General features: G+C 71.9%; 18 protein-coding genes. 12 read left to right on the top strand and 6 right to left on the bottom strand.

The annotated features are described in order from the left end of the window. Positions 1-191: 191 nt before the first annotated feature. The 4 genes from ODJ79_RS32725 (at position 192) to ODJ79_RS32710 (ending at position 8341) form a co-directional block, all read left to right on the top strand. Complete coding sequence (locus ODJ79_RS32725; RefSeq protein WP_263027492.1) at positions 192-2918, top strand: LuxR C-terminal-related transcriptional regulator; 2727 nt, start codon at positions 192-194, stop codon at positions 2916-2918. A 174-nt stretch (positions 2919-3092) separates the two neighbouring features. Then, the gene (locus ODJ79_RS32720; protein WP_263027491.1) at positions 3093-3638 is read left to right on the top strand and encodes a TrmH family RNA methyltransferase; all 546 of its coding nucleotides are present in this window, start codon (positions 3093-3095) and stop codon (positions 3636-3638) included. 146 nt (positions 3639-3784) lie between these two features. Beyond that, on the top strand, positions 3785-7816 hold the full coding sequence (locus tag ODJ79_RS32715; RefSeq protein ID WP_263027490.1) for a hypothetical protein: 4032 nt from the start codon (positions 3785-3787) through the stop codon (positions 7814-7816). A gap of 9 nt (positions 7817-7825) precedes the next feature. Next, complete coding sequence (locus tag ODJ79_RS32710) at positions 7826-8341, top strand: hypothetical protein (RefSeq protein WP_263027489.1); 516 nt, start codon at positions 7826-7828, stop codon at positions 8339-8341. Between the two features lie 41 nt (positions 8342-8382). Here the strand turns inward: ODJ79_RS32710 and ODJ79_RS32705 are convergent, their stop codons facing one another. Both ODJ79_RS32705 and ODJ79_RS32700 read right to left on the bottom strand, forming a co-directional pair. Continuing rightward, a complete protein-coding gene (locus tag ODJ79_RS32705) occupies positions 8383-9792 on the bottom strand; it encodes an FAD-dependent oxidoreductase (RefSeq protein ID WP_263027488.1) in 1410 nt (469 codons plus the stop codon). Between the two features lie 63 nt (positions 9793-9855). After that, complete coding sequence (locus tag ODJ79_RS32700) at positions 9856-11883, bottom strand: ATP-binding protein (RefSeq protein WP_263027487.1); 2028 nt, start codon at positions 11881-11883, stop codon at positions 9856-9858. 192 nt (positions 11884-12075) lie between these two features. On the opposite strand from ODJ79_RS32700, the gene ODJ79_RS32695 reads away from it, so the two are divergent. From ODJ79_RS32695 to ODJ79_RS32685, 3 genes are all read left to right on the top strand, one after another. After that, a complete protein-coding gene (locus tag ODJ79_RS32695; protein ID WP_263027486.1) occupies positions 12076-12471 on the top strand; it encodes a VOC family protein in 396 nt (131 codons plus the stop codon). A 5-nt stretch (positions 12472-12476) separates the two neighbouring features. After that, positions 12477-13577: an amidohydrolase family protein gene (locus ODJ79_RS32690; protein ID WP_263027485.1), complete on the top strand. Its 1101-nt coding sequence runs from the start codon at positions 12477-12479 to the stop codon at positions 13575-13577. A gap of 65 nt (positions 13578-13642) precedes the next feature. Continuing rightward, a complete protein-coding gene (locus ODJ79_RS32685) occupies positions 13643-14938 on the top strand; it encodes a glutamine synthetase family protein (protein ID WP_263027484.1) in 1296 nt (431 codons plus the stop codon). Positions 14939-14943: 5 nt separating this feature from the next. On the opposite strand, the gene ODJ79_RS32680 is transcribed toward ODJ79_RS32685, so the two are convergent. Both ODJ79_RS32680 and ODJ79_RS32675 read right to left on the bottom strand, forming a co-directional pair. Beyond that, on the bottom strand, positions 14944-15543 hold the full coding sequence (locus tag ODJ79_RS32680; protein ID WP_263027483.1) for a dihydrofolate reductase family protein: 600 nt from the start codon (positions 15541-15543) through the stop codon (positions 14944-14946). Between the two features lie 52 nt (positions 15544-15595). Next, a complete protein-coding gene (locus ODJ79_RS32675; protein ID WP_263027482.1) occupies positions 15596-16600 on the bottom strand; it encodes a LacI family DNA-binding transcriptional regulator in 1005 nt (334 codons plus the stop codon). 104 nt (positions 16601-16704) lie between these two features. Between ODJ79_RS32675 and ODJ79_RS32670 the strand changes: the two genes are divergently transcribed. The 4 genes from ODJ79_RS32670 to ODJ79_RS32655 are packed head-to-tail and all read left to right on the top strand — an operon-like array spanning position 16705 to position 21399. Continuing rightward, positions 16705-18033: an extracellular solute-binding protein gene (locus ODJ79_RS32670; protein ID WP_263027481.1), complete on the top strand. Its 1329-nt coding sequence runs from the start codon at positions 16705-16707 to the stop codon at positions 18031-18033. Between the two features lie 13 nt (positions 18034-18046). Continuing rightward, positions 18047-18997: a carbohydrate ABC transporter permease gene (locus ODJ79_RS32665; RefSeq protein WP_263027480.1), complete on the top strand. Its 951-nt coding sequence runs from the start codon at positions 18047-18049 to the stop codon at positions 18995-18997. 1 nt (position 18998) lies between these two features. Next, the gene (locus ODJ79_RS32660) at positions 18999-19886 is read left to right on the top strand and encodes a carbohydrate ABC transporter permease (RefSeq protein ID WP_263027479.1); all 888 of its coding nucleotides are present in this window, start codon (positions 18999-19001) and stop codon (positions 19884-19886) included. 4 nt (positions 19887-19890) lie between these two features. Beyond that, positions 19891-21399, top strand: a complete 1509-nt coding sequence (locus ODJ79_RS32655) for an alpha-N-arabinofuranosidase (protein WP_263027478.1) — start codon at positions 19891-19893, stop codon at positions 21397-21399. On the opposite strand, the gene ODJ79_RS32650 is transcribed toward ODJ79_RS32655, so the two are convergent. After that, on the bottom strand, positions 21382-22170 hold the full coding sequence (locus tag ODJ79_RS32650; RefSeq protein WP_263027477.1) for a DUF2127 domain-containing protein: 789 nt from the start codon (positions 22168-22170) through the stop codon (positions 21382-21384). The two genes, ODJ79_RS32655 and ODJ79_RS32650, sit on opposite strands and share 18 nt — an antisense overlap. Before the next feature lie 78 nt (positions 22171-22248). On the opposite strand from ODJ79_RS32650, the gene ODJ79_RS32645 reads away from it, so the two are divergent. Continuing rightward, the gene (locus ODJ79_RS32645; RefSeq protein ID WP_263027476.1) at positions 22249-22836 is read left to right on the top strand and encodes a hypothetical protein; all 588 of its coding nucleotides are present in this window, start codon (positions 22249-22251) and stop codon (positions 22834-22836) included. A gap of 4 nt (positions 22837-22840) precedes the next feature. On the opposite strand, the gene ODJ79_RS32640 is transcribed toward ODJ79_RS32645, so the two are convergent. Further along, positions 22841-25282 carry a hypothetical protein gene (locus tag ODJ79_RS32640; RefSeq protein WP_263027475.1) on the bottom strand — a complete coding sequence of 814 codons (2442 nt, stop codon included), beginning with the start codon at positions 25280-25282 and terminating at the stop codon, positions 22841-22843. Between the last annotated feature and the right edge of the window lie 158 nt (positions 25283-25440).

Genomic DNA, 25440 nt, shown 5'->3' with positions numbered 1-25440 from the left:
CGGCTGGGACACCTGCTGAACTCCCTGCTGACCCCATTGCGCTGAGCACTGGCGCAAATGGTTGCTTCACGAGTGTTTTCGTGTTTCGCTGACGTTTGAGTGATCCGCGCCAATGAATGCGGCCGAGGAGTCGCGAGTCGGGCGGGTCCGGAGGCGGCGTCCGCCCGGTCGCGGCCACGCGGTGGGTTTGGGTGGTGGCCGTGGACGGCGGTGTCGCGACGAGCGGCCAGGGCGCCGCCGTCGAGACGGTACCGGGCGCGGTTGCCGTGCCACGCGGCTATCCCGGCCCACTGGCGTCGTTGCTCGCCAAGACGGCGCGACCGTTGCTGATACGCGGCGGCGTGGATCGACAGCGCCTGTTCGACCTGCTCGACAAGGCAGTCCTCAATCCGGTGACGGTCGTCCGCGCGGGCGCCGGCTGGGGCAAGACCGTCCTGGTTTCGGCGTGGGCGCAGACCAGGCCCGGCCCGGTCGCCTGGCTCAGCCTCGACCGGCACGACAACGACCCGCAGATCTTCTGGGCGTACGTCGTGGCCGCGCTGCGCAGCGCCGGAGCCGTGACCTCCGAGAACCCGCTCGCCGAGATGGGCTCGGTCCCGCGGGACGAGCGGGAGCGCGGTCTGCGGATCGCCGCCGGGCTCAGCCGGCTACCGGTCCGGACGGTGCTGGTGATCGACGACTTCCACGAGATCGACGATCGGCAGGTCCTCGACGAGGTGGACGACCTGCTCCGGCATCCGTCGGCGGTCCGGCTCGTCCTGATCAGCCGGACCGAGCCGCCGCTGGCGCTGCACCGGCTGCGCGCGGCCGACCAGGTCGCGGAGATCCGGGCCGACGATCTGGCCTTCACCGGCGACGAGGCCGCGGCACTGGTCGGCGGCCACGGGCTGACCCTCGGCCCGGACGAGGTGACCCTGCTGGTCAAGCTGACCGACGGCTGGGCGGCGGGTCTGCAACTGGGGGCCGGGTTCCTCGCCGGCGACCAGGGAGCCCGCTCGGTCGCCGACTTCGTCGGCAACATCCGCGCCGTCGAGGGCTACCTCCACGACGAGGTCCTCGCGGGTCGCCCGCCACGGCAGCGCCGGTTCCTGCTCGAGACCAGCATCTGTGAACATCTGTGCGCCGACCTGGCCAACGCGATCACCAGCGCGAGCGACGGTCAACGGATGCTCGAGGAGTTGGAACGCGACAGCGGCTTCGTCGTCCGCCTGGGCCCGACACCGCACTGGTTCCGCTATCACCACCTGCTGCGCGACATGCTGGGGCACCGCCTGAACCTGGAGATGCCGGCCGACGTGCCCGAACTGCACCGGCGTGCGGCCCGGTGGTACGTCGACAACAACCTGCTTGTCGAGGCGCTGACGCACGCGGTCCAGGCCCGGGACTGGGCGTACACCGGCCGCCTGGTCATGACCCGGGTCGCGCCGCTCATCCTCTCCACCCAGCGAGCGGCCTTGGTCAGGATCCTCCAGCAGGTGCCCCGGGAGCAGCTCACCTCGACGCCGGAACTGATGATGTGCGACGTCCTGCAGATCTTCGAGGCCGGTGAATACGACGCGATCCCGGCACGGGTCGCTCGGATCCGGGAACTGCTGCGGGATCGACCGGACGTTACCCGGGACCCGGCCGAGGTTCTGCTGTTGACTCTCCAGGCGGCAGCGGACCGGATCGTCGGTGACATGCCCGCGCTCGTCGCGGTGGCGAACGAAATGCTCACCCTTCTCGCCGGATCCCCGTTCCACGACGGTGCGGCGTTCGCCCAGTACCGGGCGATCGCCCGCAACGCCAGGGGTATGGCCCTGATGTGGACGGGCCGGCTGGACGCCGCCGCCCGTGACCTGCGGGAGGCCTCCGGCGCGGCGATGGCTGCCGGCGTGGAGCTGCCCGGGATCAGCGCCGTCGGTCACCTCGCCCTGCTCGAGGTGATGCACGGATCGGTCCGGGCCGCCGCCGAGCTCGCCGGCAGCGCCCGGGACCTGGCCGAACGGCGGGCCTGGGGGTACACGTTGCAGGCCGTGGCCGCGCATTTCGCGCAGGCGCTCGTGCACATCGAGGGCAACGACCTCGCCGCGGCCGAGGAGGCGCTGCGGCGGGGCCGGCGGGCTCACGAAGGCGATCCGGAACCCGCCCAGCGGCTGGTCATGCTCGGTGTCCGGGCGCGGTTGGCGCTCGCACACGGCCAGCCGGCGAGGGCCCGGTCCCTGCTGGCCGAAGCACGCCGCGACCGGGGCGCGCGAGTCTGCGTCCCGCTCCTCGACCAGTGGTTGATGCTGCTCGACGCCGAGATCGACCTCGCCGTCGGCCGACCCGCACGAGCGGAACAGCGGTACGCCGAGTTCCTGCCCACCGAAGCCGTCGGGCTGGCCCACCGCGCCGGCCTGGCCCGTGCGGCCCTCGCCCGACGCGACCTGCGCCGCGCCGAGGAACTGCTCATCGCCGACCCGACCACCACGCTGCCGGAGACGGTCGCCACCGTCGAGGCCGGTATCGTCGGGGCCCTCGTGGCCGACGAGCGGGGACACACCACCCGGGCGGTGGACCTCCTCGCCGACGCCGTCGGCCTGGCCACGCGCGAGGGCATCCGCAGACCGTTCATCACCATGTCCGGCAGCCGGCTGGTCGACCTATTCGACCGGCTGCGGCTGCTCGACCCCGACCACGCGAGCCTCGCCGCGGACATCATCAACGAGGTACGTACGGCGAACGGCCCGGCGCCCGATACCTCCGGCGGCCTCACCGAACGCGAAGCACAGGTCCTGCGTTACCTGCCCACCATGCTGACCGCCGCGGAGATCGCCGCCGAACTGAGCGTGTCGGTCAACACCGTCAAGGCACACCTGAGATCGATCTACCGCAAGCTCGGCGCCGAACGGCGCAGCGAAGCCGTCGCCAACGCCCGCGACCTCGGCATTCTCTGACGACCACGCGGCCCGAGCCTCGGCCCGGAACCACCCGCATGCTGCGCACGTGGCCGACCAACCCACCGATAAGAAGGTGACCGAGCGTGGGCGACGCGGTAGGCTGGCCGTCGCAATCACGTCGCCTGTCGATGGCTCGCGTGCGCCGAGAAGCACGCCATACATGACCTTCGAATGCCGGAGCGGCTCTGCTCCCGTACGGTGAAGCCCGCGATCCGGGTCCGGACCCCGCGGGAGATCCGGTCGGCCCGGCGCCCACGCCGGCACCGATGCTGGGGCCACCTCGTCGCGGCGCCCCTGTGGCCGCTGCACGGCGCCAACCTCGGCACCCTGCTGCGCACCTGCGACGCCGTCGGTGCCTGCCTGGCGGTGCCGCCGTTCGGCTGGGTGGACGAGGCTCTCGCCCGCGGCAACACGTTGCGCCACCCGGCTTGCGTGCACCGCGTCGGCAGTCCGTTGCGGTGGCTCGCGGACGAACGGCGGGCGGGGACGAGCATCCTCGGCGTGGAACTGGCCGACGAAGCCGTCCGCCTCGCGGATCTGCGCCCGGCCCGGCACCGGACCGTCGTGGTGCTCGGGCACGAGGCCACCGGCATCCCGCCGGACGCTCTCGACCTGCTCGACGGCGCCGTGGAGATCCCGATGGTCGGCACCGGGTCGAGCCTCAACGTCGCCGTCGCCGGGTCGCTGGTGCTGTACAAGCTCGCCGCGCTGCTGTGACGAGATCCTGTGGGCGACCACGAGCCGCTCCCCTTCGAACACCGTAACGAACGCTTCGCACCGAAGTCCATGATGGACAGCTCGATCGCACCGCCGGCCGGTGACCCCCGAGGCGGCGACTTGCGGGCAGGAACCATACTTGTCCCGTGGTTGAGCGGGAGCGTGGCACCCCCGAGGTCACCGCTGCGCCGACGTCGGCACCCGAGCAGACGCGGACCCCGGCGTCTACGTTGGAACCGGCCGTCGGCGAGTCGCGCAGCCCGGATCTTCCGGCGATCGGCAACGCCGCGCTGGCTCGCTCGCTCGGTTCGGACGATCCGGGCGCGGGTCCCCTGCCCGCCGAGGTGCTGGCCGCCTTGCAGGGTGGGGCGGGCAACCGTGAGGTGGCCGCGCTGATGTCCGCGCCGCCGGGCGAGGCCGAGGTGCAGCGCACCGAGACGCCCGTGCAGGCGCCCACCGCGGAACAGGTCACGGCCACGGCGCCGGCGGCTGCCGTCGAGCAGCAGGCCAGCGCGGCGATGCGGTCGCTCGACGCGGCCGCCGCGCAGCCGGCGCCCGCACCGGCCGGGGCATCGTCCCCTCCGGAGCAGACACCGGCCCCGGTGGAGCAGCCGCCGGCCCCCATGGAGCAGGTGCCGGCCGACCCCGCCCTCGCCTTGCGGGACGCCGCAATGGCCACGGCCCAGCAGGCCACCGCCGGGCTGACGGCGCTCGCGACGACGGCGCCCGGCGCGGTGACCTTCGCCGCCGGCGGGACGGCCGCCGAGGCGGGTGCGCTCGTCTCGGAGTTCCTGGCGTCGATCAGCGCCCGGGCCGCCGCGCTGTCCGCTACCGGGACCGCGATCGCCGAGGAATACCGGGCCACCGCCGGGGCGACCGCCGGCCGGATCCGGGCTGCCGCGCAGGAGCGGACGGCGGCGGTCACCGGGCACGTGGCCCAGCTCGCCACCGCGGCACGGGCCGATGCGGAGTCGGCGTCCGTGGCCGTACTGGCCCGCCGGGATGCCGCGAAGGCCGCCGTGGCCGCGGCGACCGCGGGCGCCCGCGAGCGGCTGGAGGCCGGATACCGGACCTCGCTCGCCGCGATCGACGCGCGGCTGGCCACTCATCTCGCCGAGATCGACGCGAAGTATGCCGCCGGCGACGCCAAGTTCCGGGCGAGCGGCAAGACGGTCGGCGACGAGGCCGTGGCCACCGGCACGCGGATGGCCGCGGCGTACATGGACGGCGTCAAGAACGAGAGCGACGGCTTCTGGGACGGGCCGCTGACGTACAACCGGGCCAAGGCGCGCCGGGACACCGCGCAGGAGGTGTCCGCCGCGTACCAGAAGGGTCTGTCCGGAGAGGCCGACAAGCAGGCCGGCCAGGCGCAGGCGGGACGTGCCCACGACATCGCCGCCGCCCAGGCCACCGCCGCGCAGGCACGCACCGCGCTGGCCCAGCAGCACGCGAGCAGCCTGGCCACGGTGGAGCAGGCGAACACGGAGGCGCTGCGGCGGGCCGACGACGCGTACGCGGCGCTGACCGCCACGATCGCCCAGGGCCGGACCGGCGGGCAGTCGATGCTCGGCGGGCTCGAAACCACTCTCGCGGCGAACATCACCTCCGCGGCGGAGGCGCAGGCGGCGGAGGTCGAGCACCAGGCGGCCCTGCTGGCGTCGGCCACCGCGCAGAAGTTCACCGAGGCGGTGCAGGGGCTGCTCGCGATCGGCGCCCAGGTGTCCGCTGCTCTCCAGGGTGCGCCGGCCCCTCAGGTGGGCGCGCTGAGCGCGGGCCTGGCGGAGTCCACCACGCAGATGGACGCCGGGCTGGCCGTCTTCGAGGCACAGGTCGCCCAGGCCAGGGCGACCGGCGCCGAGACGCTGGCGCAGGCGGGCCAGACGGCCGTCACCGGCCTCGGCACGTCGACACAGCAGGGCTTGGACGCGGCCACGGCCGGCGGCACCGACCTCGGCAGCACGGTGCAGAACGTGGCCGGCGCCGGTGAGGACGCTTTCGGGTCGATCGAGCAGCAGCACACCAGCAGCCTCGCGACGATCACGGCGGCGGCCGACAGCGGCTACACCGACGTGGCGGCCGGGGTGGACAAGGCGTTCGGGGACATCGCCCGCTCGCTGGACCTGGGGTTCGCGCAGAGCGCCGCGGGGTTGGAGCAGGGCCTGCGCGGCGCCCTGGCGAAGATGCCGGGCGAGATCCGCACCCAGGCCGAGGAGAACGCGGCCCGGGTGCCACCGCGGTGGAAGAAGATCGTCAAGTGGGCGCTGATCATCGCGGTGGTGGTCGCGGTCGCCCTGGTCGCCGGGCCGTTCGTGATCGGCGCGGTGGGCGCGGCGCTGGGCACCGGCGCGATCGCCACGGGTGTCATCGCGGGCGCGATCGTCGGCGCGGCGACCGGCGCGACCATCCAGGTCATCAACAACTGGGAGCAGAGCCGGCCGCTCACCGAGGGCGTCGCCCGCGCGGCACTCGTGGGCGGGATCGGCGGCGCGGTGGGTGGCGGCTTCGGCGCCTACTTCACGGCCGCGGCCCAGGCGGGCACCACCATCGTGAACACGGCGTTCCGGCAGTTCGTCGCGGACACGGCGCTCAACGTGATGACCGAGACGATCATCAACGTGGTCTCCACGGGCCAGTTCAGCTGGGCGGCGCTGGGCATCGCCGTGGTCTCCTCGCTGGCGGTCGGGCTGGGCATGCGCGGCGTCGGCGGGCTGAGGGGGGTCCAGGGCATCCAGGCCCGCTCGATGGACCTGGGCGAATCCTTCGGCGGCGCGGTCACCGGCGGCGCCGGCGCGATGCCGAACGTCGCCGGCGAGGTGACGCCCACGCCCAGGAAGACCGATGTGGACTGGGACGACCCGAACGTCCAGCGGGCGCTCGGGCTCGAGGTCGACCCGGCCACCGGCCGGCTCGTGCCGACCGGCGCGAAGCTCGACAAGCCGGGCCAGCTCGAGGTCGATCCGCAGCAGGGCGCCTTCGACCCGGCGAATCCGAACGGTGGCCCGTACCGTGGCGAGCTGGGACAGGTCAAGGGCGGGGAGTACGCGCCGGAAGGCGTCTTCGAGGTGACCACGCAGCCGATGTACGCGGTGCGGGTCGGCCCGCCGGGCTCCTGGGTCGACCACCTCTTCGCCACCCAGGCCGAAGCCATGGCGTACGCGCAGCAGCTCGCCGCGCGCGGCTCGGCCGCGATCCGGGAGACCTCCGCCCTGCCGACCGACTGGCCGAGCGGCGGCGCCGTCGGATCCCCCGGCAACCCGGTCGACGTGGTCCGCGTCCTGGAGGTCCCGGCCGGCACCCCGACGATCCGATCCGTGGTCGCCCCGCAGCCGGTCACGCCCGGCAAGCCACAGGAACTCGCCGGCGGCGGGCCGCAGACCCAGCTGCCGAAGCACATCTTCCCGCGGGGTACCGGGGGCGGGCCGTCGCCGAGCCAGATCGCCGAGTTCCCGGTCGGACCGAACCCGGCGGGAGGCACGCGGTCGCCGGCGGCCGGCACGACCGCCGCGGAGGAGATGACTGCCGGCACCGCACCCGCGGCGAAGCTCCGGACCGGGGCGAAGACCGGCAACGATCCCACTCCCGAGTCGATCAACGAGGGCTCGGTCCGGATGGAGGAGCACCCCGACTTTGCCGCCGCCATCCAGGACCTCGAGGCCCGCGGATTCACGATCGTGCAGACCACCGGCGACCCTCGCGTTGTGGTGCGGCGGGTGGTCGGCAAGGACGGCACCGTCATCCGGACCGATCTCGAGCTGCACGTCCGCAAGGGGATGCGCTTCCTCGACCTGGAACACGAGATCGGCCACGTGAACCAGCTGACCGACCCGAAGCGCTTTCCCGACGGCCCGCCGCCGACCGACATCGTCACCGAGGCGACCCCCGGGCAGTTCCGCGACGCGCCGAACCAGACCGGCGTGCTGACCCGATGGCAGGACCCCATCACCGAGTATCACAACCGGCTGCAGGAGGTCATCGCCCTCGCGGATCGCGGTGCGTCGCCCGAGCTCATCCGCGAGCACCTCGGCGGTGTGGCCGAGTGGCGGGAAAGGTACCGCGACAAGGGACTGAAGGGCGGTCGCAGCGGAAGCCAGCGCGCCTGGGCCGAGGAACATTTCCCCGACATCCAGCAGCTGGAGGATCGGGTGCGGGAAATCCGCGCACAATTCACCGGAGGATAGGATCGGCACATGAAGATCAGCCCGCGCAGTGACTATCCCGTGGGCGTCCGACCAATGTCCGTCGAGGTGCCGGCCGGCGTCGCCGGTCTGTACGAAGGCATCTACGAGGTCACCCTCAACAACGTGGTGGACATCGTCTTCTGCCCGTCGCTCACGGATGTCGCCCCGCCGTTCCGCGACGAGTTGCTGCCGCGCGACGTGGACGAGATCACCACCGTGGCCCAGGCGCGGCTGGCGAGCATTCTGTTCTCGCCCTACTCCGTCACGCCCAACGACTCCCGAAACGGCCGGCACGAACGGCTGCCCGGCAAGGGGGTCGTCTTCTACGTCACCGAATCCGAGTTCACCACCTTCGCCGCCGAACTGCGCGAGTTGAGCGAGCGACTGGGTGGACGGCATCCCGATCAGACGGTCAGCGACCTGGCCGGCCACGCGGTCATCCGGTTCGTGCGGGAGACCGTGGTTCCCTCGCCGGAGTTCGGGCCGGCCGATCGCGCCATGCTGCAGGACGACCCGGTCGGCTGACGTACGGCCGGGGGTGTCAGCGTGCGCTCGAGAGTCGCGGGTCAGGCGAGCGCGGCGAGCAGTTCGCCGCGGGTCGCACCGGGTAGCGGATACTGCGGTGCGCCCATGCCGAGCGCAATGACCCGCTCGGCGACCCCGGCGCCGCCGAAGACCTCGTCCGGCGTGGCGATGAATGCCGCGATCGACGTGTAGCCGCGGGCCAGATCCGGGTCGACCAGGCTCGCCGCGAACAGCGCCTTGCTCATCGGCCACCGCGGATCATCGGTGCGATACGCCGTACCGGCGGCGTCCGCGGCCATTTCCGCGAGCCGGTGGCGGTCGTTCCAGACGGTGGCCCGGTACAGCGGCTCGACGACCTGCATGCTCGCCTCGTCGAACCGGCGGGCGAGCTTGTCGTGGTCGGCCGGATCGGTCTCGCGCAGCAGATCCCGCAGCAGCCCGGCGTGGATCATCGCCATCGAGGCGCCCCGGCCGACCGACGGATTGGTGCACGCCCAGGCGTCGCCGACCGCGACCACGCCGGTGGCGACCGGCTCGCCCTCGGCGACCAGGCGCCGCTGCCGGTCCTCGAGGCCGGCCAGGACGTCCACGCCGGAGATCGGTTCGCCGTCCGCCCAGTGCGCGATCAGCGGGTAGCGGGCGACAGCCGCGTGCCAGCGGGCCGGTTCGCGCAGGCCCCGCAGCGCCCTGTCCCGGCTCGCGGTGGTCAGCACCACGCTCCACGTACCGTTGTCACCGGGCAGGGTGATGGCCGACAGCGAGTCGTAGTTCTGCAGCAGGTTGGAAAGCGCCGCCGGCTGTTCGCCGGTACGGGAGCGGAAGTGCCGGCAGTAGTAGACGAAGCCGGAGTCCGACCGCTCCTCGACCGGCGCGCGGGCACCGGCCGCCTGCAGCCAGGAGGCCAGGGCCGAGCGCCGGCCGCCGCAGTCCACCACCAGGTCGGCGGCCATCGCCGTGCCGTCCGCGGTCAGGACGCCGGTCACCCGCGGGACCCGGGTGCGCCCGTCCGTGGTGAGGCCGGTGACCGTGATGCCCCGCCGGATCGTCACTCCGGCGGCCTCGGCGGCGGCCGACAGCACCGCTTCGAGCACCGGCCGGCGGGCCGTGACGGTGTCGAACCGTTCATCGCCGGGGCGGATCGGACCGCGCCGGTCCACCGGCAGCATGTCGATCAGGTTCACCTGGCGGGCGCCGACCGCCCGCAGCGCGTCACCGACCTCCGGGAGCTGCTCCCGTACCTGCTGCCACCAGCGCGGCAGCATGAAGTGCGGCAGCCGGAACTGATTGACCCCGCGCCGCTGCCACCCGCTCCAGGCGGCCTCGGTGTCCGCCGCCGGCGGCGGACCGGCCGGGTCACGCTCGACGACGATCACCTCGTGCCGGTCGCCGGCCAGCAGGATCGCCGCACCCAGGCCGGCCAGGCCCGCACCGAGAACCAATATCCGCGCCATGTCGCACCTCCATCGATGAGCCGATGGCGGCATCGTTTCCCGGGCGCCTGTCCACTCTCCAGGTCAGTCGGTGCTCATTTCCTGCTCACTTACGCCGGTCGGTCCCGCCGTGCCGATCTCCATGGCCCACAGCAGCTCGGTCACCCGCTCGATCGCGCGCGCCAGGTTCCGCCGGTAGGTGCTGAACGGCAGGCCGAGGACCTCGGCCGCGGCCTCCTGGCTGGGGGCTGCCCGGACGAACGTGCGATTCAGAACGGCCCGGAGCTGGTCACCCTTCGGCGTGCCGGCGAGCCGGCCGACCGCCGCCAGGACGCTCGCGCGCACCTCGCCTGCGTCGGCGCCCAGGCGGCTGCCGACCAGCGGGCAACCGGCGAGCCGGTCGGGGCGGTGGAGGTTCTGCAGAGCCGACCGTACGGCGTCGTCGAACTCCGCCCGGCACAACGGCGGCGGACGCAGCGCCGACTCCGGTGGCGGCCCGGTGCCGCCCTGGTGCTCGCGTTCGTTCATCAGCTCGAGCCACGCCTCGACGGGGAAACGGCGCCAATCCATCCCGTACGCGACGTGCAGCCGGCCCGCGACGGTGATCTCGACGAGCGGCCGGAAGCCGAGATAGTCGAAGAACGGCCCCCAGTACTCGGGGTCGACCGACACCACGAACGACCATGCGACCGGTTCGGTGCACCAGGTCATGATCGAGGTGACCGAGCCGGCCAGCACCGCGTACTTGTCCCGCTGGGCATCGCGGACACCGGACCAGAATCGGCCGATGTCGACGCGCTCGCCGGGGCGCGTCGGCGCGGTCCGGGCGATGTGGTCGAGGATCGCCCGGACGACGGGATCGCGTTCCTCCATCGGCGAACCGCAGGGGCAGAAGACGCCGTACGCGAACCCGACGACGCCCTCCTCAGTACGCACCACGTTGAGGTGGTCCGGCTCGTCGGCGAACCACCCCTCGGCCAGCGCCGCGCTCGCCTCGCCGTCGATACGTTCGATCAGCGCCAGGATCGAGGCGTACTCGTCGGGCCGGGCCGGCACGACCGCGGCCGTGCCCTGGCTGCGCAGGGTGAAGTAGGCGTCGGTGAGCGGGCTGCGCCGGTGCAGGTACGCCAGTTGCTGGGCGAGCAGTTGCCGATCCGGACCGGTCGTGGCCCGGATGCCGGCCACCACGTGGTCATGGATGATCCGGTGCAGCGACCGGTACCGGTCCGGTGCGCGGCGCTCGAACTCCGCCTCGAGAACCTCCCGGGTGAGATCGTGCGGGGTCAGCCCGCCGGGCCGGCACTGCACGAACGGGCGGCGCCGCAACCATCCCCACACCTCCGGCGCCTCGGCGCCGACCGTCTTGCGAAGCAGGTCCTCCGTCGTCAGCCAGGCCCGCGCGCAGGTCGCCAGGCCGGTCATGTGCGCCTCCGAGGGCGCGTCGCGCAGCAGCGACTCCAGCAGCACCGAGATGAGATCGGGCACCTCGGCGAGGCTTTCCGGGACGGTGCCGCCGCAGGCCACGTCGGCCAGCAGCGCCAGTGTCAGCGGGTGACCGCGGCCCAGCGCCAGCAGCCGCCGCCGAACCGGCTCGATGACGCCCGCTCGGGCGAGCAGGTCCACGCTGTCGGTCTCGTCGAGGTGGTCGACACGATGGATGGCTACCACCTGCCGCCAGCCCGGGTCCACCCGCCAGGCGGCCGACGGGGGTTCGCGTCCGGCGAGGACCACGAGGCCGTCGGCCGGCAGGCCCGGAATGAAATCTCGGCGCAGCCAGCCGTCGATGGCACCCAGGTGCTCGTACGAGTCGACCAGCAGCAGCGTTCCGGGTGCGGCGGCAGCCTGCGCGACCGCCTGGCGGAATCCCTCCGGCGACGGGTCGATCTCGCGTCCGTCCAGCAGCGCCGGAACCCGGCCGGCGGCTCGGGCTCGGGCGAACATCTCCAGCAGCAGCGTGGTCTTGCCGATGCCGCCCGGGCCGTGCACGAAAAGCACTCGCGCAGGCGACCGCCCGGCCAGCGCGTCGCCGAACGCGCGCAGCTCGGCGCGACGGCCGACGAAGTTCCGGCGCCGCGCCCGCTCGATGACGTCCCCGAGAACGGTAGCCACCACCGACTCAGTCTCGACCCCCAGGCCGGAATGGACCAGCACCCGTCACCGGACCGACAGTCGGCGGATGTCCGGCTCGGCCCCGGCGGTCACCCGGACCAACGAATCCGCAGGTCGAACGGTCCACGCCGGGCCTACTCGGCGTAGGCTCCGGTGCGTCGCCGCACCGGCTCTTCGCCCGCATCGGGAGGACACATGCTGAATCACAGCGCTGTGGAGGCCAACATTCCCGCCGCCGACCTCGACCGAGCCCGGCAGTACTACTCGGAGAAGCTGGGGCTGACTCCCGTCGCCGAGTTGGGCGGCGAGGCGCTGCGGTACCGGACCGCCAGTGGGACCTTCTTCAACGTCTACCGGACCCAGTACGCCGGGCAGGCCGCCCACACGATCGCCCAATGGCACGTCGACGACGTCGGTCAGGAAGTGCGCGATCTGCAGGCCAAGGGCGTCGTCTTCGAGGTCTACGAGGGCATGCCCGGCGTCGAGTGGAACGGCTCGGTGGCCACCATCCCGGGGATGGGAAAGGCGGCCTGGTTCAAGGACAGCGAGGGCAACATCATGTGCGTCGACGAGGGCGCACCGTCAAGCTGAGGGACGTGACTGCCGAACCGCTGCGCCTGATCGACCATCACTGCCACGGCGCCACGACCGGGGACCTCGACCGCACCGGGTTCGAGGCGTTGGCCACCGAGTCGGATCGGCCACCGCCGGCCGGGTGTTCCACGCTCGACTCGCAGCTCGGCTTCGCGCTGCGCCGGTGGTGCGCGCCGGTGCTGGGCCTGCCACCGCACGTCGACGGCGACGCCTATCTCGCGCGCCGTCGCGAGCTGGGTGCCGCCGAGGCGAACCGGCTGCTGCTGCGGGCCGCCGAGGTCGACGCCTATCTCGTGGACACCGGATTCAACGGCGCGCGGCTGCTCGGCCCGGCGGAGATGGCGTCGGCCGCGGGGACGGCCGCGCACGAGGTCGTACGCCTGGAGACGGTGGCCGAGGAGCAGGGCGAGGTGACCGCGGAGGGGTTCGCCGAGGCGTACGCGGAAAGCCTTGCGCGGGCGACCGCGCGGGCCGTCGGGGTGAAGTCGATCGTGGCCTATCGCCACGGGCTGGACTTCGATCCGCGGCGGCCGACCCGCCGGGAGGTGGTCGAGGCGGCCGGACGCTGGCTGCGCGACGGGCGGCCGCGGATCGCCGACCCGGTGCTGCTGCGGCACCTGCTCTGGGCGGGGGTCGACCGGGGGCTGCCGGTGCAGCTGCACACCGGGTTCGGCGACCCCGACCTCGATCTCGCCCGCTGCGACCCGGCGTTGCTGACCGGGTTCCTCCGGGCGACCCGGGACAGCGGTGTCCCGATCATGCTGTTGCACTGCTATCCGTTCCACCGGCAGGCCGGCTATCTCGCGCAGGCGTTCCCCCACGTGTACGTCGACGCCGGGCTGGCGCTCAACCACGTGGGCGCGCGGGCGGCGGCGGTGCTCGCCGAGTCGCTCGAGCTGGCGCCGTTCCACAAGGTGCTCTACTCCTCCGACGCGTATGGTCTCGCCGAGCTGCACCAGCTCGGCGCGGTGCTGTTTCGGCGGGCGTTCGCGGAGGTCACCGGGGCGTGGGTGCGCGACGGGCACTGGTCGGCGGGGGACGCCGCCCGGGCCGGCGAGCTGATCGGTTCGGGAAATGCGCGACGCGTGTACGGATTGGACTGAGCCTCACCGTCCCGATTGGTACGGTTTCGGCGCGACGAGAGACCGCGGGACTTCGAGGGAGAACCATGCCTGACACGAGCCGGCTGCACGACCTCGGGGTGCGTGGCGTCATCCTCTCGTACGTCGACACGGCCGGCATCAACCGCGTCAAGACCGTCCCGCTGTCCCGGCTGGACGACGCGGTGCGCTGGGGTGTCGGGATGTCCCCGGTCTTCGACACGTTCCTCGCCGACGACTCCATCACCAGCACCGACCGCCTCGGCGGCCCCGACGGCGACCTGCGGCTGCGGCCCGACCTCGACCGGCTCGTCGCGCTGGCCGGGCAGCCGGGCTGGGCCTGGGCGCCGGCCGACCGGTTCACCCAGGACGGCGAGCCGTGGATCGCCGACCAGCGCGGCTTCGCCCGGCGCACGGCCGAGCTGGCGGCCGCCGACGGCATCACGTTCCGGATGGCGATCGAGATCGAGTGGGCGGCCGGGCGCGACGACGACGACTTCCTCCCGGCCTGCCGCGGCCCGGCATACGGGATGACCCGGCTGGTCGAGCTGAGCGACTACTGCCGGGACGTGCTGATCGCCCTGGAGGACCAGGGCGTCGTCGTCGATCAGCTCCATCCCGAGTACGCGGCCAGCCAGTTCGAGGTCTCGGTCGCGGCGGCCGACCCGGTGCGCGCCGCCGACGAGAGCGTCCTGGTGCGCCAGACGATCCGGGCCGTCTCGCAGCGGCACGGCCTGCGGGTCTCGTTCGCGCCCTCGGTGGTCGCCGGCACGGTCGGCAACGGCGGCCACGTCCACCTCTCGGCGTGGCGGGACGGCCGCAACCTCTTCGACGGCTTCCCCGAGTCCGACGGCGGGCGGATCGCGGCGGGCATCCTCGCGCACCTGCCGGCCCTGCTCGCGGTCGGCGCGCCCACGCCGGCGAGCTACCTGCGACTGGTGCCGTCGCATTGGGCCGGCGCGTTCGCCTGCTGGGGTGTGGAGGCCCGGGAGGCCGCGCTGCGGCTCGTGCCGGGCACGGCCGGGCAGCCGGGCGCGGCCAACCTCGAGGTGAAGTGCTTCGATCTGGCGGCGAACCCGTACCTGCTGCTCGGCGCCCTGGTCGCCGCGGCGCGCGACGGCCTCGCGGCGGGCCGGCCACTCCCCGAGCCGATCACCGGCGACCCGGCAAACCTTCCCGGCGTACCCCGGCTGCCGACCACGCTGGACGAGGCGACGGACGCCTTCGCCGCCGACCCGATGCTGCGCGACGCGATGGGCGACACGCTCTTCGACGCCGTGGTCGCGGTCCGCCGCGCCGAGGCGGACCGGCTGCGCGACCACGAGCCCGCCGCCGTCGCGGCCGCGCTGCGCTGGGTCTACTGAGCCTGCTACCTCCTGACCAGGTAACGCACGTGGGTCGCGTACGGCGAGCTGTAGACCTTGACCACCTCGAGGTCGATGTCCCGGTCGAACCCCTCGAACAGCCGCTTGCCCGAGCCGAGGATCACCGGCGCCGTCGAGATCACCAGCTCGTCGGCCCTCCCCGCCGCCAGCACCTGCCGGATGACATCGGCGCCGCCCCCGATCGACACGTCACCGTCCCCGGCCACCGAGGCCGCCTGGGCGAGCGCCGCGTCCAGATCCGCGACGAACCGGAAGCCGGCCTCCGCCGGGGGCTGGTCGGCGGTCCGGTGGGTGAGCACGAACAGCGTCCCCGGGAAGGGATTGGTTCCGCCCCACCCGCCGGCCGCGTCGTACATTCCGCGGCCGACCACCCCGGCGCCCGTCGTGGCGACCAGCTCGTCGAAGAACTCCTTGTCGGGGCCGTGCATCACGAAATCGTGACCGCCCTCGTAGGTCCACGGACCGCCCATCACCCAGTAGTGCAGGCGCTCACCGCCCACGCCCAGGCCGTACTTCGGACCGTCATCGGGACCGGTGACATAACCGTCGACCGACGTCGTGATGGATGCGATGACCTTGCCCATGGTTCCTCCTCTGCCGGATGTCACCAGGACAGACCGGTCGGACGGCCTCGACTCATCGCGGCGCCGGCTTGCTGCTTTCCCTGGGCAGGATCGTGTACGGGATGGTGACCCGTCGCGGCGGCCGCCGGGGCTCCGCGATCCGCTCGATCAGCAGATCGATCGCCGCCTCGGCCACCCGTGTCTTGTCGATGCCGACGGTGGTCAGCGGCGGCACGGCGTACCGCCCGTCGGTGATGTCGTCGTAGCCGGCGATCGAGATGTCGTCGGGGACCCGGATCCCGCGACGCCACAGGGCGTTGAGCGCGCCGAGGGCCTGCGAGTCGGTCAGGCAGAAGATCGCGTCGGGCAGGGGCCGCCGGTCGAGGTAGTCGTCGAGCGCCGCGGCGGCTGCGGCGGTCGTCCAGGTGGGGTTGGGGATCTCGAGGTCGGCCGCGGGTGCGAGGCCCGCGGCGGTCAGCGCCTGCCGATACCCCTTCCGGCGAAGGCGTGCGCTCTCCGACTCGAAGAGCCCCAGCATCGCGATCCGGCGATGGCCGAGGCCGATCAGGTGCTCGACCACCTCCCTGCTGGCCGCGACGTTGTCGACCCACACGTGGTCGGTGGTGTCCTGCTGCACCTCGCCGAGGAACACCATGGGCGGCGTGACCGGGCTCGGCTGGAGGGCGGCGCTGGTGAGGAGCACCGGGCTCATGATCAGTCCGTCGATCAGGTGCCGCCGGGCCTGTGACAGCAGGTGTCGCTCCCGCTGGTAGTTGTCAAAACCGGTCTCCTCGATCTGTACGCCGAGATCGCGCCGGGCGGCGGCGCGCGCGAACTCGCGGATCAACTCGGCCGAGTAGGGCGTGCTCAGGTTGGGCAGCGCCAGGCAGATCAGGCCGCTGCGGCCGTTGCGCAGGCCGCGGGCGGAGAAGTTCGGAACGTAGTTGAGAGCGGCCACGGCCGACTCGACGCGGGCGCGCACCTCGGGGCTGAAGCGCCCGGTGCCGTTCACCACGTTCGAGACCGTCTTCGCGGAGACCCCGGCCCGCAGCGCCACGTCCTTCAGCGTCACGCGCATCAGCTTTCTCATCATACGAATGCCTCTTGCATCGAAGCTCGTGAAATACAAGCCTGACCTTAACTCCCCGATTCAACGTTGAATCAACCCGAGGACGGGACGTCATGAACGGACCGGTGTCACGCCGTACGGTATTGAAGGGCGCTGTGGCCGGCCTCGGCGCCGCCTCCCTCGCCGCCTGCTCCTCCCCGGTGGGCGCCGCGATCGCCGGGACCCCGCTCGACCCCGGCACCGTCGACTACTGGAATCTCTTCGGCGGCGGCGACGGCGTCCGCATGCAGCAGATGGAGGACGCCTACCGCCAGGCCAACCCCGGCACTCCCCTGCAGGCCGTCACGCTGGCCTGGGGCAATCCGTACTACACCAAGCTCACCCTCGCCACGGTGGGCAAGAAACCGCCGAACGTGGCGGTCGCCCACCTGACCCGGATGAAGACGCTGCAGGCCGCCGGCCTGCTGGAGGAGCTCAAGCCGGCGGATCTCGCCCGGTACGGCATGTCGGCCGAGATGTTCAACCAGCGCGCCTGGAACGCCGGCCTGGTCGACGGCCGGATCTACGCGATCCCGATCGACACGCACCCGTTCGTGCTGTTCTACAACACCAAGATCTGCGGGGAGGCCGGCCTGCTGGACGCGGCCGGCAACCTGGCGCCCATCGCGGGACCGGACGCCTTCACGGACGCTCTCACCAAGGTGCAGAAGGTCACCGGCCAGTACGGTGCGACGCACGGGATCAACGCCGACACGGCGACCCCGTGGCGGTTTTTCCAGACCCTCTACTCGCAGCTCGGCGGCCAGGTGCTCAGCGACGCGGGCACCAAGGTGGTGCTCGACGACGCGAAGGCCACGCAGGTGCTCACCTTCCTGCACACGCTCACCGTCGAGAAGAAGCTGATGCCCGGCAGCATCGACTACCAGGGCGCGATCGCGTTGTTCGCGAACGGCGCGGCCGGCTTCCACCTCAACGGCGAATGGGAGATCAGCACCTTCCAGACCGCGAAGATGCCGTTCGGCATGACGCTGGTGCCCAACGTCTTCGGCGGCACGTACGCGGTCCAGGCCGACTCGCACACGCTGGTCGTACCGAGCGGTGGCGCCGCCGTCGAGGGACAGCTGGACCGGTCGCTGGGCTTCATCAAGTCGATGCTCGACCAGAGCATGACGTGGGCGCAGGGCGGCCACATCCCGGCCTGGCTGCCGGTCGCGCAGAGCGACGCGTTCAAGAAGCTCACCCCCCAGTCGAACTACGCGGCGGCCGCCGACTCCGCGGTGTACGACCCGCCCGGCTGGTACTCCGGCTCCGGCTCGGACTTCGAAATCATCATGGGCTCGGCCATCGGTGCCGTCGAGGCCGGTCAGATGTCGCCGGACGCCGCGATCACCCAGATCCGGTCCAAGCTCTCCGCGCTCGCGAGCGCCGCGTCACCGGTCTGAGGAGGTACGTGCCGTGACCATCACCGCCGACTACGACACCTTCGAGGACCGGCTGGTCCGACCGGCCGGCACGGACACCAGCCGGGTGACCGAACATGGTCACGCCCGGCCCGCCTGGCTCATGATGGCGCCGTTCCTCGTGCTGTACCTGCTGTTCATCATCGGCCCGTCGATCTACATGGTCGTGATGAGCTTCTTCGACACCAGCCTGACCAGGCCGGGGCTGGGCGGCTTCGCCGGGTTCGGCAACTTCGGCGAGGCACTGAGCAGCCCGGACTTCTGGGCCTCGATGTGGCACACCATCTGGTTCACCATCCTCACCACGCCGCCGCTGGTGATCCTGGCCTTCGTCTTCGCGCTGCTCGCCGACCGGGCCAGCCGCGGACGCTGGTTCTTCCGGCTCGCGTTCTTCCTGCCGTACATCCTGCCGTCCGCCGTGATGGCGCTGATCTGGATCTGGCTCTACACCCCGGAGCTCGGCCTGCTCGGCAAGGTCGTCACCAGCCTGGGCTTCGCCGAACCGAACTGGCTGGGCAGCCCGAGCCTGGCGATGTGGTCGCTGGCCTTCGCGACGGTGTGGTGGACGCTCGGCTTCAACTTCGTGCTCTATCTGGCCGGCCTGCAGGACATCCCGCGGGACCTGTACGAGGCCTCCTCGATGGACGGGGCGAGCCCGTGGCAGCAGATCCGCCGGATCACCATCCCGATGCTCAGCCGCACCACGTCACTGGTGATCGTCCTGCAGATCATCGCGTCCCTGAAGATCTTCGATCAGCCGTACATCATGACCAGCGGCGGCCCCAACTACGCCACCCGCCCCACCCTCGAATACGTGTACGACATGGGCTTCACCGACTTCCGCACCGGTTACGCCGCCGCGGTGTCGACGCTGTTCTTCATCCTCGTACTCGCCGTGTCCGCCGTGTGGGTCTTCCTCACCCGCCGCCAGGAACAGGGGTTGTGACATGACCACGCTCGCCACCGACACCGGGGCGCGGACCGGCACACGTCCCGAGGTGACCCAGGCCGCCATCGACCGCCGGGTGCGGCTGTTCAACGCGACCTGCGTCGGAGTGCTCATCGCGTTCGCCCTGATCTGGCTGGTCCCCATCGCGTGGGCCGTCGACACCTCGCTCAAGCCCAACGCGGAGACCACCCGGACCACCTGGTGGATCGACAACCCCACCCTGGACTCGTACCGCACGATCTTCGCGCAGGGCGACATCTGGAACTGGTACGCCTCCAGCTTCGTCACCTCGCTGGCGACCGCGGCCGGCACCGTCCTGGTCGGCAGCATGGCCGCGTACGCGCTGTCCCGGATGCGATTCCGATACCGGTGGGTGGTGTTCTGGTTCATCCTGATCGGCATCATGATCCCGCAGCAGGCGCTGATCGTGCCGCAGTTCCGGGAGTTCAGCGCGATGCACCTGCTGAACACGTACTGGGCGGTGATCCTGCCGCAGATCCCGGCCGCCATCGCGGTGTTCATCTTCAAGCAGTTCTTCGACGGCCTGCCGCGCGACCTCGACGAGGCGGCCCGCGTCGACGGCGCCGGGTTCTTCCGCACGTACTGGCGCATCGTCCTGCCGCTGAGCCGGCCGGTCGTCGCCGCCGTGGCCATCTTCACGTTCGTCTGGAGCTGGAACAACCTGCTCTGGCCGCTGCTGGTGCTGTCGAATCCCAAGCTCATGACCATCCCGGTCGGGCTGGCGACCGTGCAGGGCAGCTACGGCATCCGGTACGCGGACACCATGGCGTCCGCCATCCTCGGCGCACTTCCGCTCGTGCTCATCTTCCTGTTCTTCCAGCGCCGCATCGTCGAGGGCATCGCCGGCACCGGCCTCAAGGGGTGATCGCGTGCGGCACGCGTCGCTGGCCGTCGACCCGGCCGTCCCGGTGTCCGAGGTGGACCCACGGCTCTACGGATCGTTCGTGGAACACCTTGGCCGGTGCGTCTACACCGGAATCTACGAGCCCGGCCATCCTCGGGCGGACGCGACCGGGTTCCGGCAGGACGTGGCCGGCCTGGTCCGTGAGCTCGGCGTGCCGCTGGTGCGCTACCCCGGCGGGAACTTCGTCTCCGCGTACGACTGGGAGGACGGCATCGGCCCGCGCGAGCAACGGCCGCGCCGGCTCGACCTGGCCTGGCGGTCGATCGAGACCAACCAGGTCGGCGTGGACGACTTCCTGCACTGGTGCCGTGCGGTGGGCAGCGCACCGATGATGGCGGTCAACCTCGGCACGCGAGGGCTGGACGCCGCCCGCCACCTCGTCGAGTACTGCAACCACCCGGCCGGCACCTACTGGTCCGACCTGCGGCGGGCCAACGGATCACCACAACCACACGACGTACGGCTCTGGTGCCTGGGCAACGAGATGGACGGCCCGTGGCAGATCGGCCACAAGACCGCGTACGAGTACGCCCGGCTCGCCGCCGAGACCGCCAAGGCGATGCGCCGCGTCGACCCGGGCATCGAGTTGTCCGCGTGCGGAAGCTCCCACCAGCGGATGCCGACGTTCGGCGAGTGGGAGGCGACCGTCCTCGAGGAGGCCTACGACCTCGTCGACTACCTGTCCCTGCACACCTACTACGAACAGTTCGGCGACGACCGGGACAGCTTCCTCGCCCGCGCGGTCGACTTCGGCCACTTCATCGACGCGGCGGTGGCAACCTGCGATCACGTACGCGCGAAGAACGGTCACCGCAAGCGCATCAACCTGGCCGTCGACGAGTGGAACGTCTGGTACCAGAGCCGGTTCGCCGGGGAGGAGAACCTGGATTGGGCGGAGACGCCGCGCCTGATCGAGGACACCTACTCGGTCACCGACGCGGTCGTGGTCGGCGACCTGCTCATCACGCTGCTCCGGCACGCCGACCGGGTGAAGATCGGCTGTCTCGCCCAGCTGGTCAACGTCATCGCGCCGATCCGCTCGGAGCCGGGCGGCCCGGCCTGGCGGCAGGCCACCTTCCACCCGTTCGCGCTGACCTCGCGGCACGGCCGGGGCACGGTGCTGCGGACCGACGCGGTGGCGCCCACCCACGAGACCGCGGCGCAGGGAGAGGTCCCCGTCCTCGCCGCGGTGGCGCTGCGGGACGACTCGTCCGGCGAGGTCACCCTGTTCGCCGTCAACCGGGACCAGCGGCAGGCGCTGACCCTCGACCTGGATCTGCGGGCCTGCCCCGGCCTGGTGGCGGGCAGGCACGTCGCCGTCCACGACAGCGACCCGGAAGCGGTGAACACCGCCGCACAGCCCGACCGGGTCACACCGCGCCCGCTCGACGACGTCGAGGTGTCCGGCGGGCGCGCGACCGTGCTGCTGCCGCCCCTGTCGTGGAACCTGCTCCGGCTAGCCGGCGGCCACTGACGTCCGCTCGTCCGCCGTTTGTCGGGCGGCGGCGTGCTCCACCTCCAGCAGGCTCATCTCGTGCCGCTCGGCCTCGTATGCCGCGTGCCCGCCGCGCACCCCGAACAGCCGCTTGGCCACCAGCAGGTAGACCACCGCGGCCACGTTGATGACCAGCGCCGCGATCCGGAACCAGGTGATCCGCTCGGTCAGCTCGTAGATCTCGATCGGCAGGCCGAGCGACGTGGCGATCAGCGCGAAGTACTCGCCCCAGCGTTTGAGCAGCCACAGGCCGGTGCCCTCGACGAGCTGCAGCACCCCGTACACGATCAGGGCGATCGCGACCCAGAGCAGCGTGTCCGACCGGGCCTCGACGACGCGCCGGATCGTCTCCACGATCGTCGAGTTCTCCAGGTTCCAGCCGATCTTGTCGGTGAACGGCTTGAGCAGCGGGATGTCCTCGTGGAACGCGCGCTGGATGGCGTCCCGGCTGTCCCGGAACTGGATCACGCCGTAGCCGGCGGCGAGAACGAGCAGGCCCTTCGTGAAGCGCTCGAGGGCCAGCAGCCGCAGGATGATCGCGTCGCGTAGCGCCCGGCCACGCGGCACGAGCGGCGCGTCGGCGGCCGGACCGGCCATCCGGGGCTCGCCCAGCACGAAGTCGCCGCAGCGAAGGCACCGCCACGCCGCGCCCAGCGCCGTCTCCGCGTGCAGCCGGGCGCGCAGGTCGTCCTCGACCGGCGCGTACGTCAGGTGGCCGCGTCGGCCGCAGACCCACAGATTCAAATCCACATCTCACTTGGTACAACACCCGGTCACGCGCCGGCCCGGTAAATTGACCGTTGCCGCGAATGCTCGCAGGCTGGACCGATGAGTTGGATCCGATCCCGTGGTCGGCGAACCGCTCGACGGCTCGCCGTCGTCGACGGCTATCGGTTCACGGCCGGCGTCCGGCACCGGTTCACCCTGGAGCACGGCGATCTCGACACCGCCGCCGTCGCCCTGGTGCAGAGCGCGGCCCGCCAGTGGTTCCGGCTGGCCGCCCGCCACCCCGCCGCCCATCCGGCGATGCCCTCGGTCGTCGTCGACGATCTGTGGCGCGAGATGGTCCGCGACGCCCGCGACTACGCCGAGTTCTGCGACGCCGCGTTCGGGCGGCTGTTGCCCCGCCCACCGGAACCCGGCTCCGATCGTCCGGCCCGGCTCGCCACCACGTTCCGCCTGGCGCGGGAGGACGAGAACGGGGCGCTGCCGCTGCTGTTCCGCATCGACCGGGAGCTGAGAGTGCCGGGCGGCGGGCACTACCTCGCCGACTGCGGCGGCGGCCGGGACGTCTGCCATGAGATGCCCGGCGCGACGTGCCTGAAGCACATCACCGGCGTCAAGGGCGCACGCCGATGGCCGAGCCGCTTCGAAAGCACCTCCATTCCGCCCGGTACCGGAGGATTCGGACCGTAGGCGCTCAGCGCAGGTCCACCTGCAGCGTGTGGCGTCCGCCGGAGCCGGCCCCGACCAGCACCTCGACGCCGCGGGTAGTGGTGGCCAGCCGGGACGGGACGGGCCGGCCGTCCAGGCGTACGGCGGAAACGGTCTTGCCGGCCGGAAGCACCGCGCCCAGGGTGAGGCGGGCCCGGACCGCCGCGTCGACCGTGACCGTCAGCGTCGCCGCCCGGACGGCCGCCTGAACGTCGACGTGGCCCGGCCCGACCGCGATGTCCGAACCGGCGACGCGGGTCTGGCCCGGCGGGATCTGCGGTACCACCGACAGCGCGCCGCGGCCCAGGTCGGGGTCGACGCCGAGCTGCTGGTGAACGACCGGCCAGAGGACTCCGTACGCTCCCCAGGTCTGCAGCACGCTCGACCGGCTCAGGAAGTCCTTGCTCATGTTGGTGCCGAAGTCGGGCGACGGCAGGATCTCCGGCATCGCGCCGGGCATCTCCCACACCGACGGGTCGAGCTGGCTGCGGGCGTTGGCCGTGGTGTACCGGCCCTGCCGGGTGAGCCGGCCGAAGTTGCCCTCGGCCGCCGCCATCACGGCGTTGCCGAGCGAGAAGATGTCGCGCTCGGGTGGCGCGCTCGACACGACGCTGTCGCAGCCGGGCGTGCCGGTGTGGAAGAAGCCGAAGTCCCCGGTGAAGCAGTCGCGTTCCCGCTGGGCGAGCGCGGTCACGGCGTGCCCGCGGTCGGCCACCGATGCGCCGCCGGGCAGTTCCGCCTCCATCGGGACGGCGCCGATCCAGTACCGCTGGAACAGCTTGACGTTGCCCGGGTCCTGCAAGGAGTCCGCGTACGAGTTCGCGTCTCCCCCGTACCACCAAGCGGTTTCGAATTTCCGCTCTCGAGTGGTCGCCTGGGCCGTCGCCCACGCCGCGGTGGCCCGATCGCCCTTGCTCCGGGCCATGGCGGCCAGGTCGAGCAGGCCACGGATGGTGTAGACGGCCACGTCGAGCTTCTCCTGGCCCATGCCCGCGCGTTCGACGTTGCCGCTGCCCTCGGGCCAGCCGTCGCCGTCGGCGTCCAGCGCGACCGCGTATCGGATTGCTCGCACCGAGAAGTCGTACATCTCGTCGCGGAAACGGTCGTCGCCGGTCCAGCGCCAGATCAGCGCGACGGTGCTCGGGAACTTCACGGTCTCGTCGGTGTTGCCCGGGTCCGCGTTCGTACCGAAGTAGACCTGGCCGTCCGGGGTGACCTCGTGCACCACCTTGCCGGACCGGTCGTTGATCACGTCGCTGATCGCCCGCAGCGTGCGCAGGTGATTCTCGATCGGCCCGAACTGCCCGGCGGCTACGGCGGCGAAGGCCGAATATTCACCGTCGGTCGCGAAGATCCACGGATAGTCGGGCCAGCCCGCTGCCAGCCAGTCCGCCTCGGCGAGGGTCCCCTTGACCGGCGGCGACGCGGTGCCCTGGTTGCTGGCGAACAGCCGCAGGTCGCGCGACTGCTGGACCGAGTCGGCCAGGTTCTGCTTGGACCAGTCGACGCTCTGCTGCAGCAGCCGGTCGCCGGGCAGGTCGACCCGGGTGTGCGCGGCCACGGCCTGCCGCGCGGCCATCTTGCCGGACAAGGCTCGCTGCGGATCGTGCAAGACCTTGGACATTTCCGTACGGGCGGAAGCCGGCCCCTGGTCGGATCCCGCGACGGCGAACCACACCGTCTGCCCGCCCCTGACGTCGTAGGTGAGCTGCCCGCCCGTACCCCTGCCCTCGGGCCCGTCGTCGCAGACCGCCGGTGCCGGGTCGCCGCAGACCACGTCGCCCTGCGGCCCGCGCATGCCGGGGCCGAGCGCGTGCCCGGACGGGGTCAGCCCGCTGCCGACCAGCGCCGCCCAGTCGTGCCCGCCCTGGTCGCGGAAGACCAGGTTGCGGCCGTCGAAGGAACCGGTGTCGGGCTGGTTGGCGGTCGCCTGACTCGGCGTCGTGAAGGTCCAGGGGTACGCCGACAGCAGCTCGGAGTGGGCCTGCACGGTCAGCCGGACGGTGCCCGCGCCGGCCGGGAACCGCAGGCCGATCAGCGCCGCGCGGGCCCCGTCGGGCACGACGTCGGTACGTTCGATGTCCATTCCGCCCGGCCCGGCCAGCGTCATGGTCGTATAGCCGGGATGCTCGGTGAACCGGCTCGCGGTCAGCCAGGTGCCGTCGGCCGCGAACCACACACCGTCCAGCAGCTTGATCGGCTGCGACCAGAATCCGCCCATCTCCCCGCGGATGTGCCAGCCGGTGGCCGGGTAGGTCGCGTCCTCGGCGCCCACCTCGTAGGCGCGGTCGCCGGTCACGACGAACCGGCGATTCCCCAGCTGGGAGGTCTCGGACAGCGCCCCTGCCGGCGCCGCGGCGGCCGCCGGGGCGACACCGCACAGCCCGATCGCCGTACCCAGGACCGCTGCCACCGCGACACGCTTCATGGCGGACTCCAGAATTGATCACCGTTGATCTATCTGGTTCCCACCCTGCCCAAGCCCGCCGTTGGTCGCAACCGGAGAGAGACAGTGCCCGAGCGGGCACTCCGTTCGAACGGGCCGCCGTGCCTCACGCTTCGCCGCCACGCGCCGCGACGATCAGC

Source organism: Actinoplanes sp. KI2, assembly GCF_025630775.1.
Classification (GTDB): Bacteria; Actinomycetota; Actinomycetes; order Mycobacteriales; family Micromonosporaceae; genus Actinoplanes.
This window is presented reverse-complemented; position numbering and strand designations above follow the sequence as displayed.

Coding starts and splice junctions, on each gene's coding strand:
- ODJ79_RS32640 (WP_263027475.1), bottom strand. CDS start 25,282: ATGAAGCGTGTCGCGGTGGCAGCGGTCCTGGGTACGGCGATCGGGCTG.
- ODJ79_RS32695 (WP_263027486.1), top strand. CDS start 12,076: ATGCTGAATCACAGCGCTGTGGAGGCCAACATTCCCGCCGCCGACCTC.
- ODJ79_RS32645 (WP_263027476.1), top strand. CDS start 22,249: ATGAGTTGGATCCGATCCCGTGGTCGGCGAACCGCTCGACGGCTCGCC.
- ODJ79_RS32670 (WP_263027481.1), top strand. CDS start 16,705: ATGAACGGACCGGTGTCACGCCGTACGGTATTGAAGGGCGCTGTGGCC.
- ODJ79_RS32685 (WP_263027484.1), top strand. CDS start 13,643: ATGCCTGACACGAGCCGGCTGCACGACCTCGGGGTGCGTGGCGTCATC.
- ODJ79_RS32705 (WP_263027488.1), bottom strand. CDS start 9,792: ATGGCGCGGATATTGGTTCTCGGTGCGGGCCTGGCCGGCCTGGGTGCG.
- ODJ79_RS32720 (WP_263027491.1), top strand. CDS start 3,093: ATGCCGGAGCGGCTCTGCTCCCGTACGGTGAAGCCCGCGATCCGGGTC.
- ODJ79_RS32680 (WP_263027483.1), bottom strand. CDS start 15,543: ATGGGCAAGGTCATCGCATCCATCACGACGTCGGTCGACGGTTATGTC.
- ODJ79_RS32660 (WP_263027479.1), top strand. CDS start 18,999: ATGACCACGCTCGCCACCGACACCGGGGCGCGGACCGGCACACGTCCC.
- ODJ79_RS32675 (WP_263027482.1), bottom strand. CDS start 16,600: ATGCGCGTGACGCTGAAGGACGTGGCGCTGCGGGCCGGGGTCTCCGCG.
- ODJ79_RS32710 (WP_263027489.1), top strand. CDS start 7,826: ATGAAGATCAGCCCGCGCAGTGACTATCCCGTGGGCGTCCGACCAATG.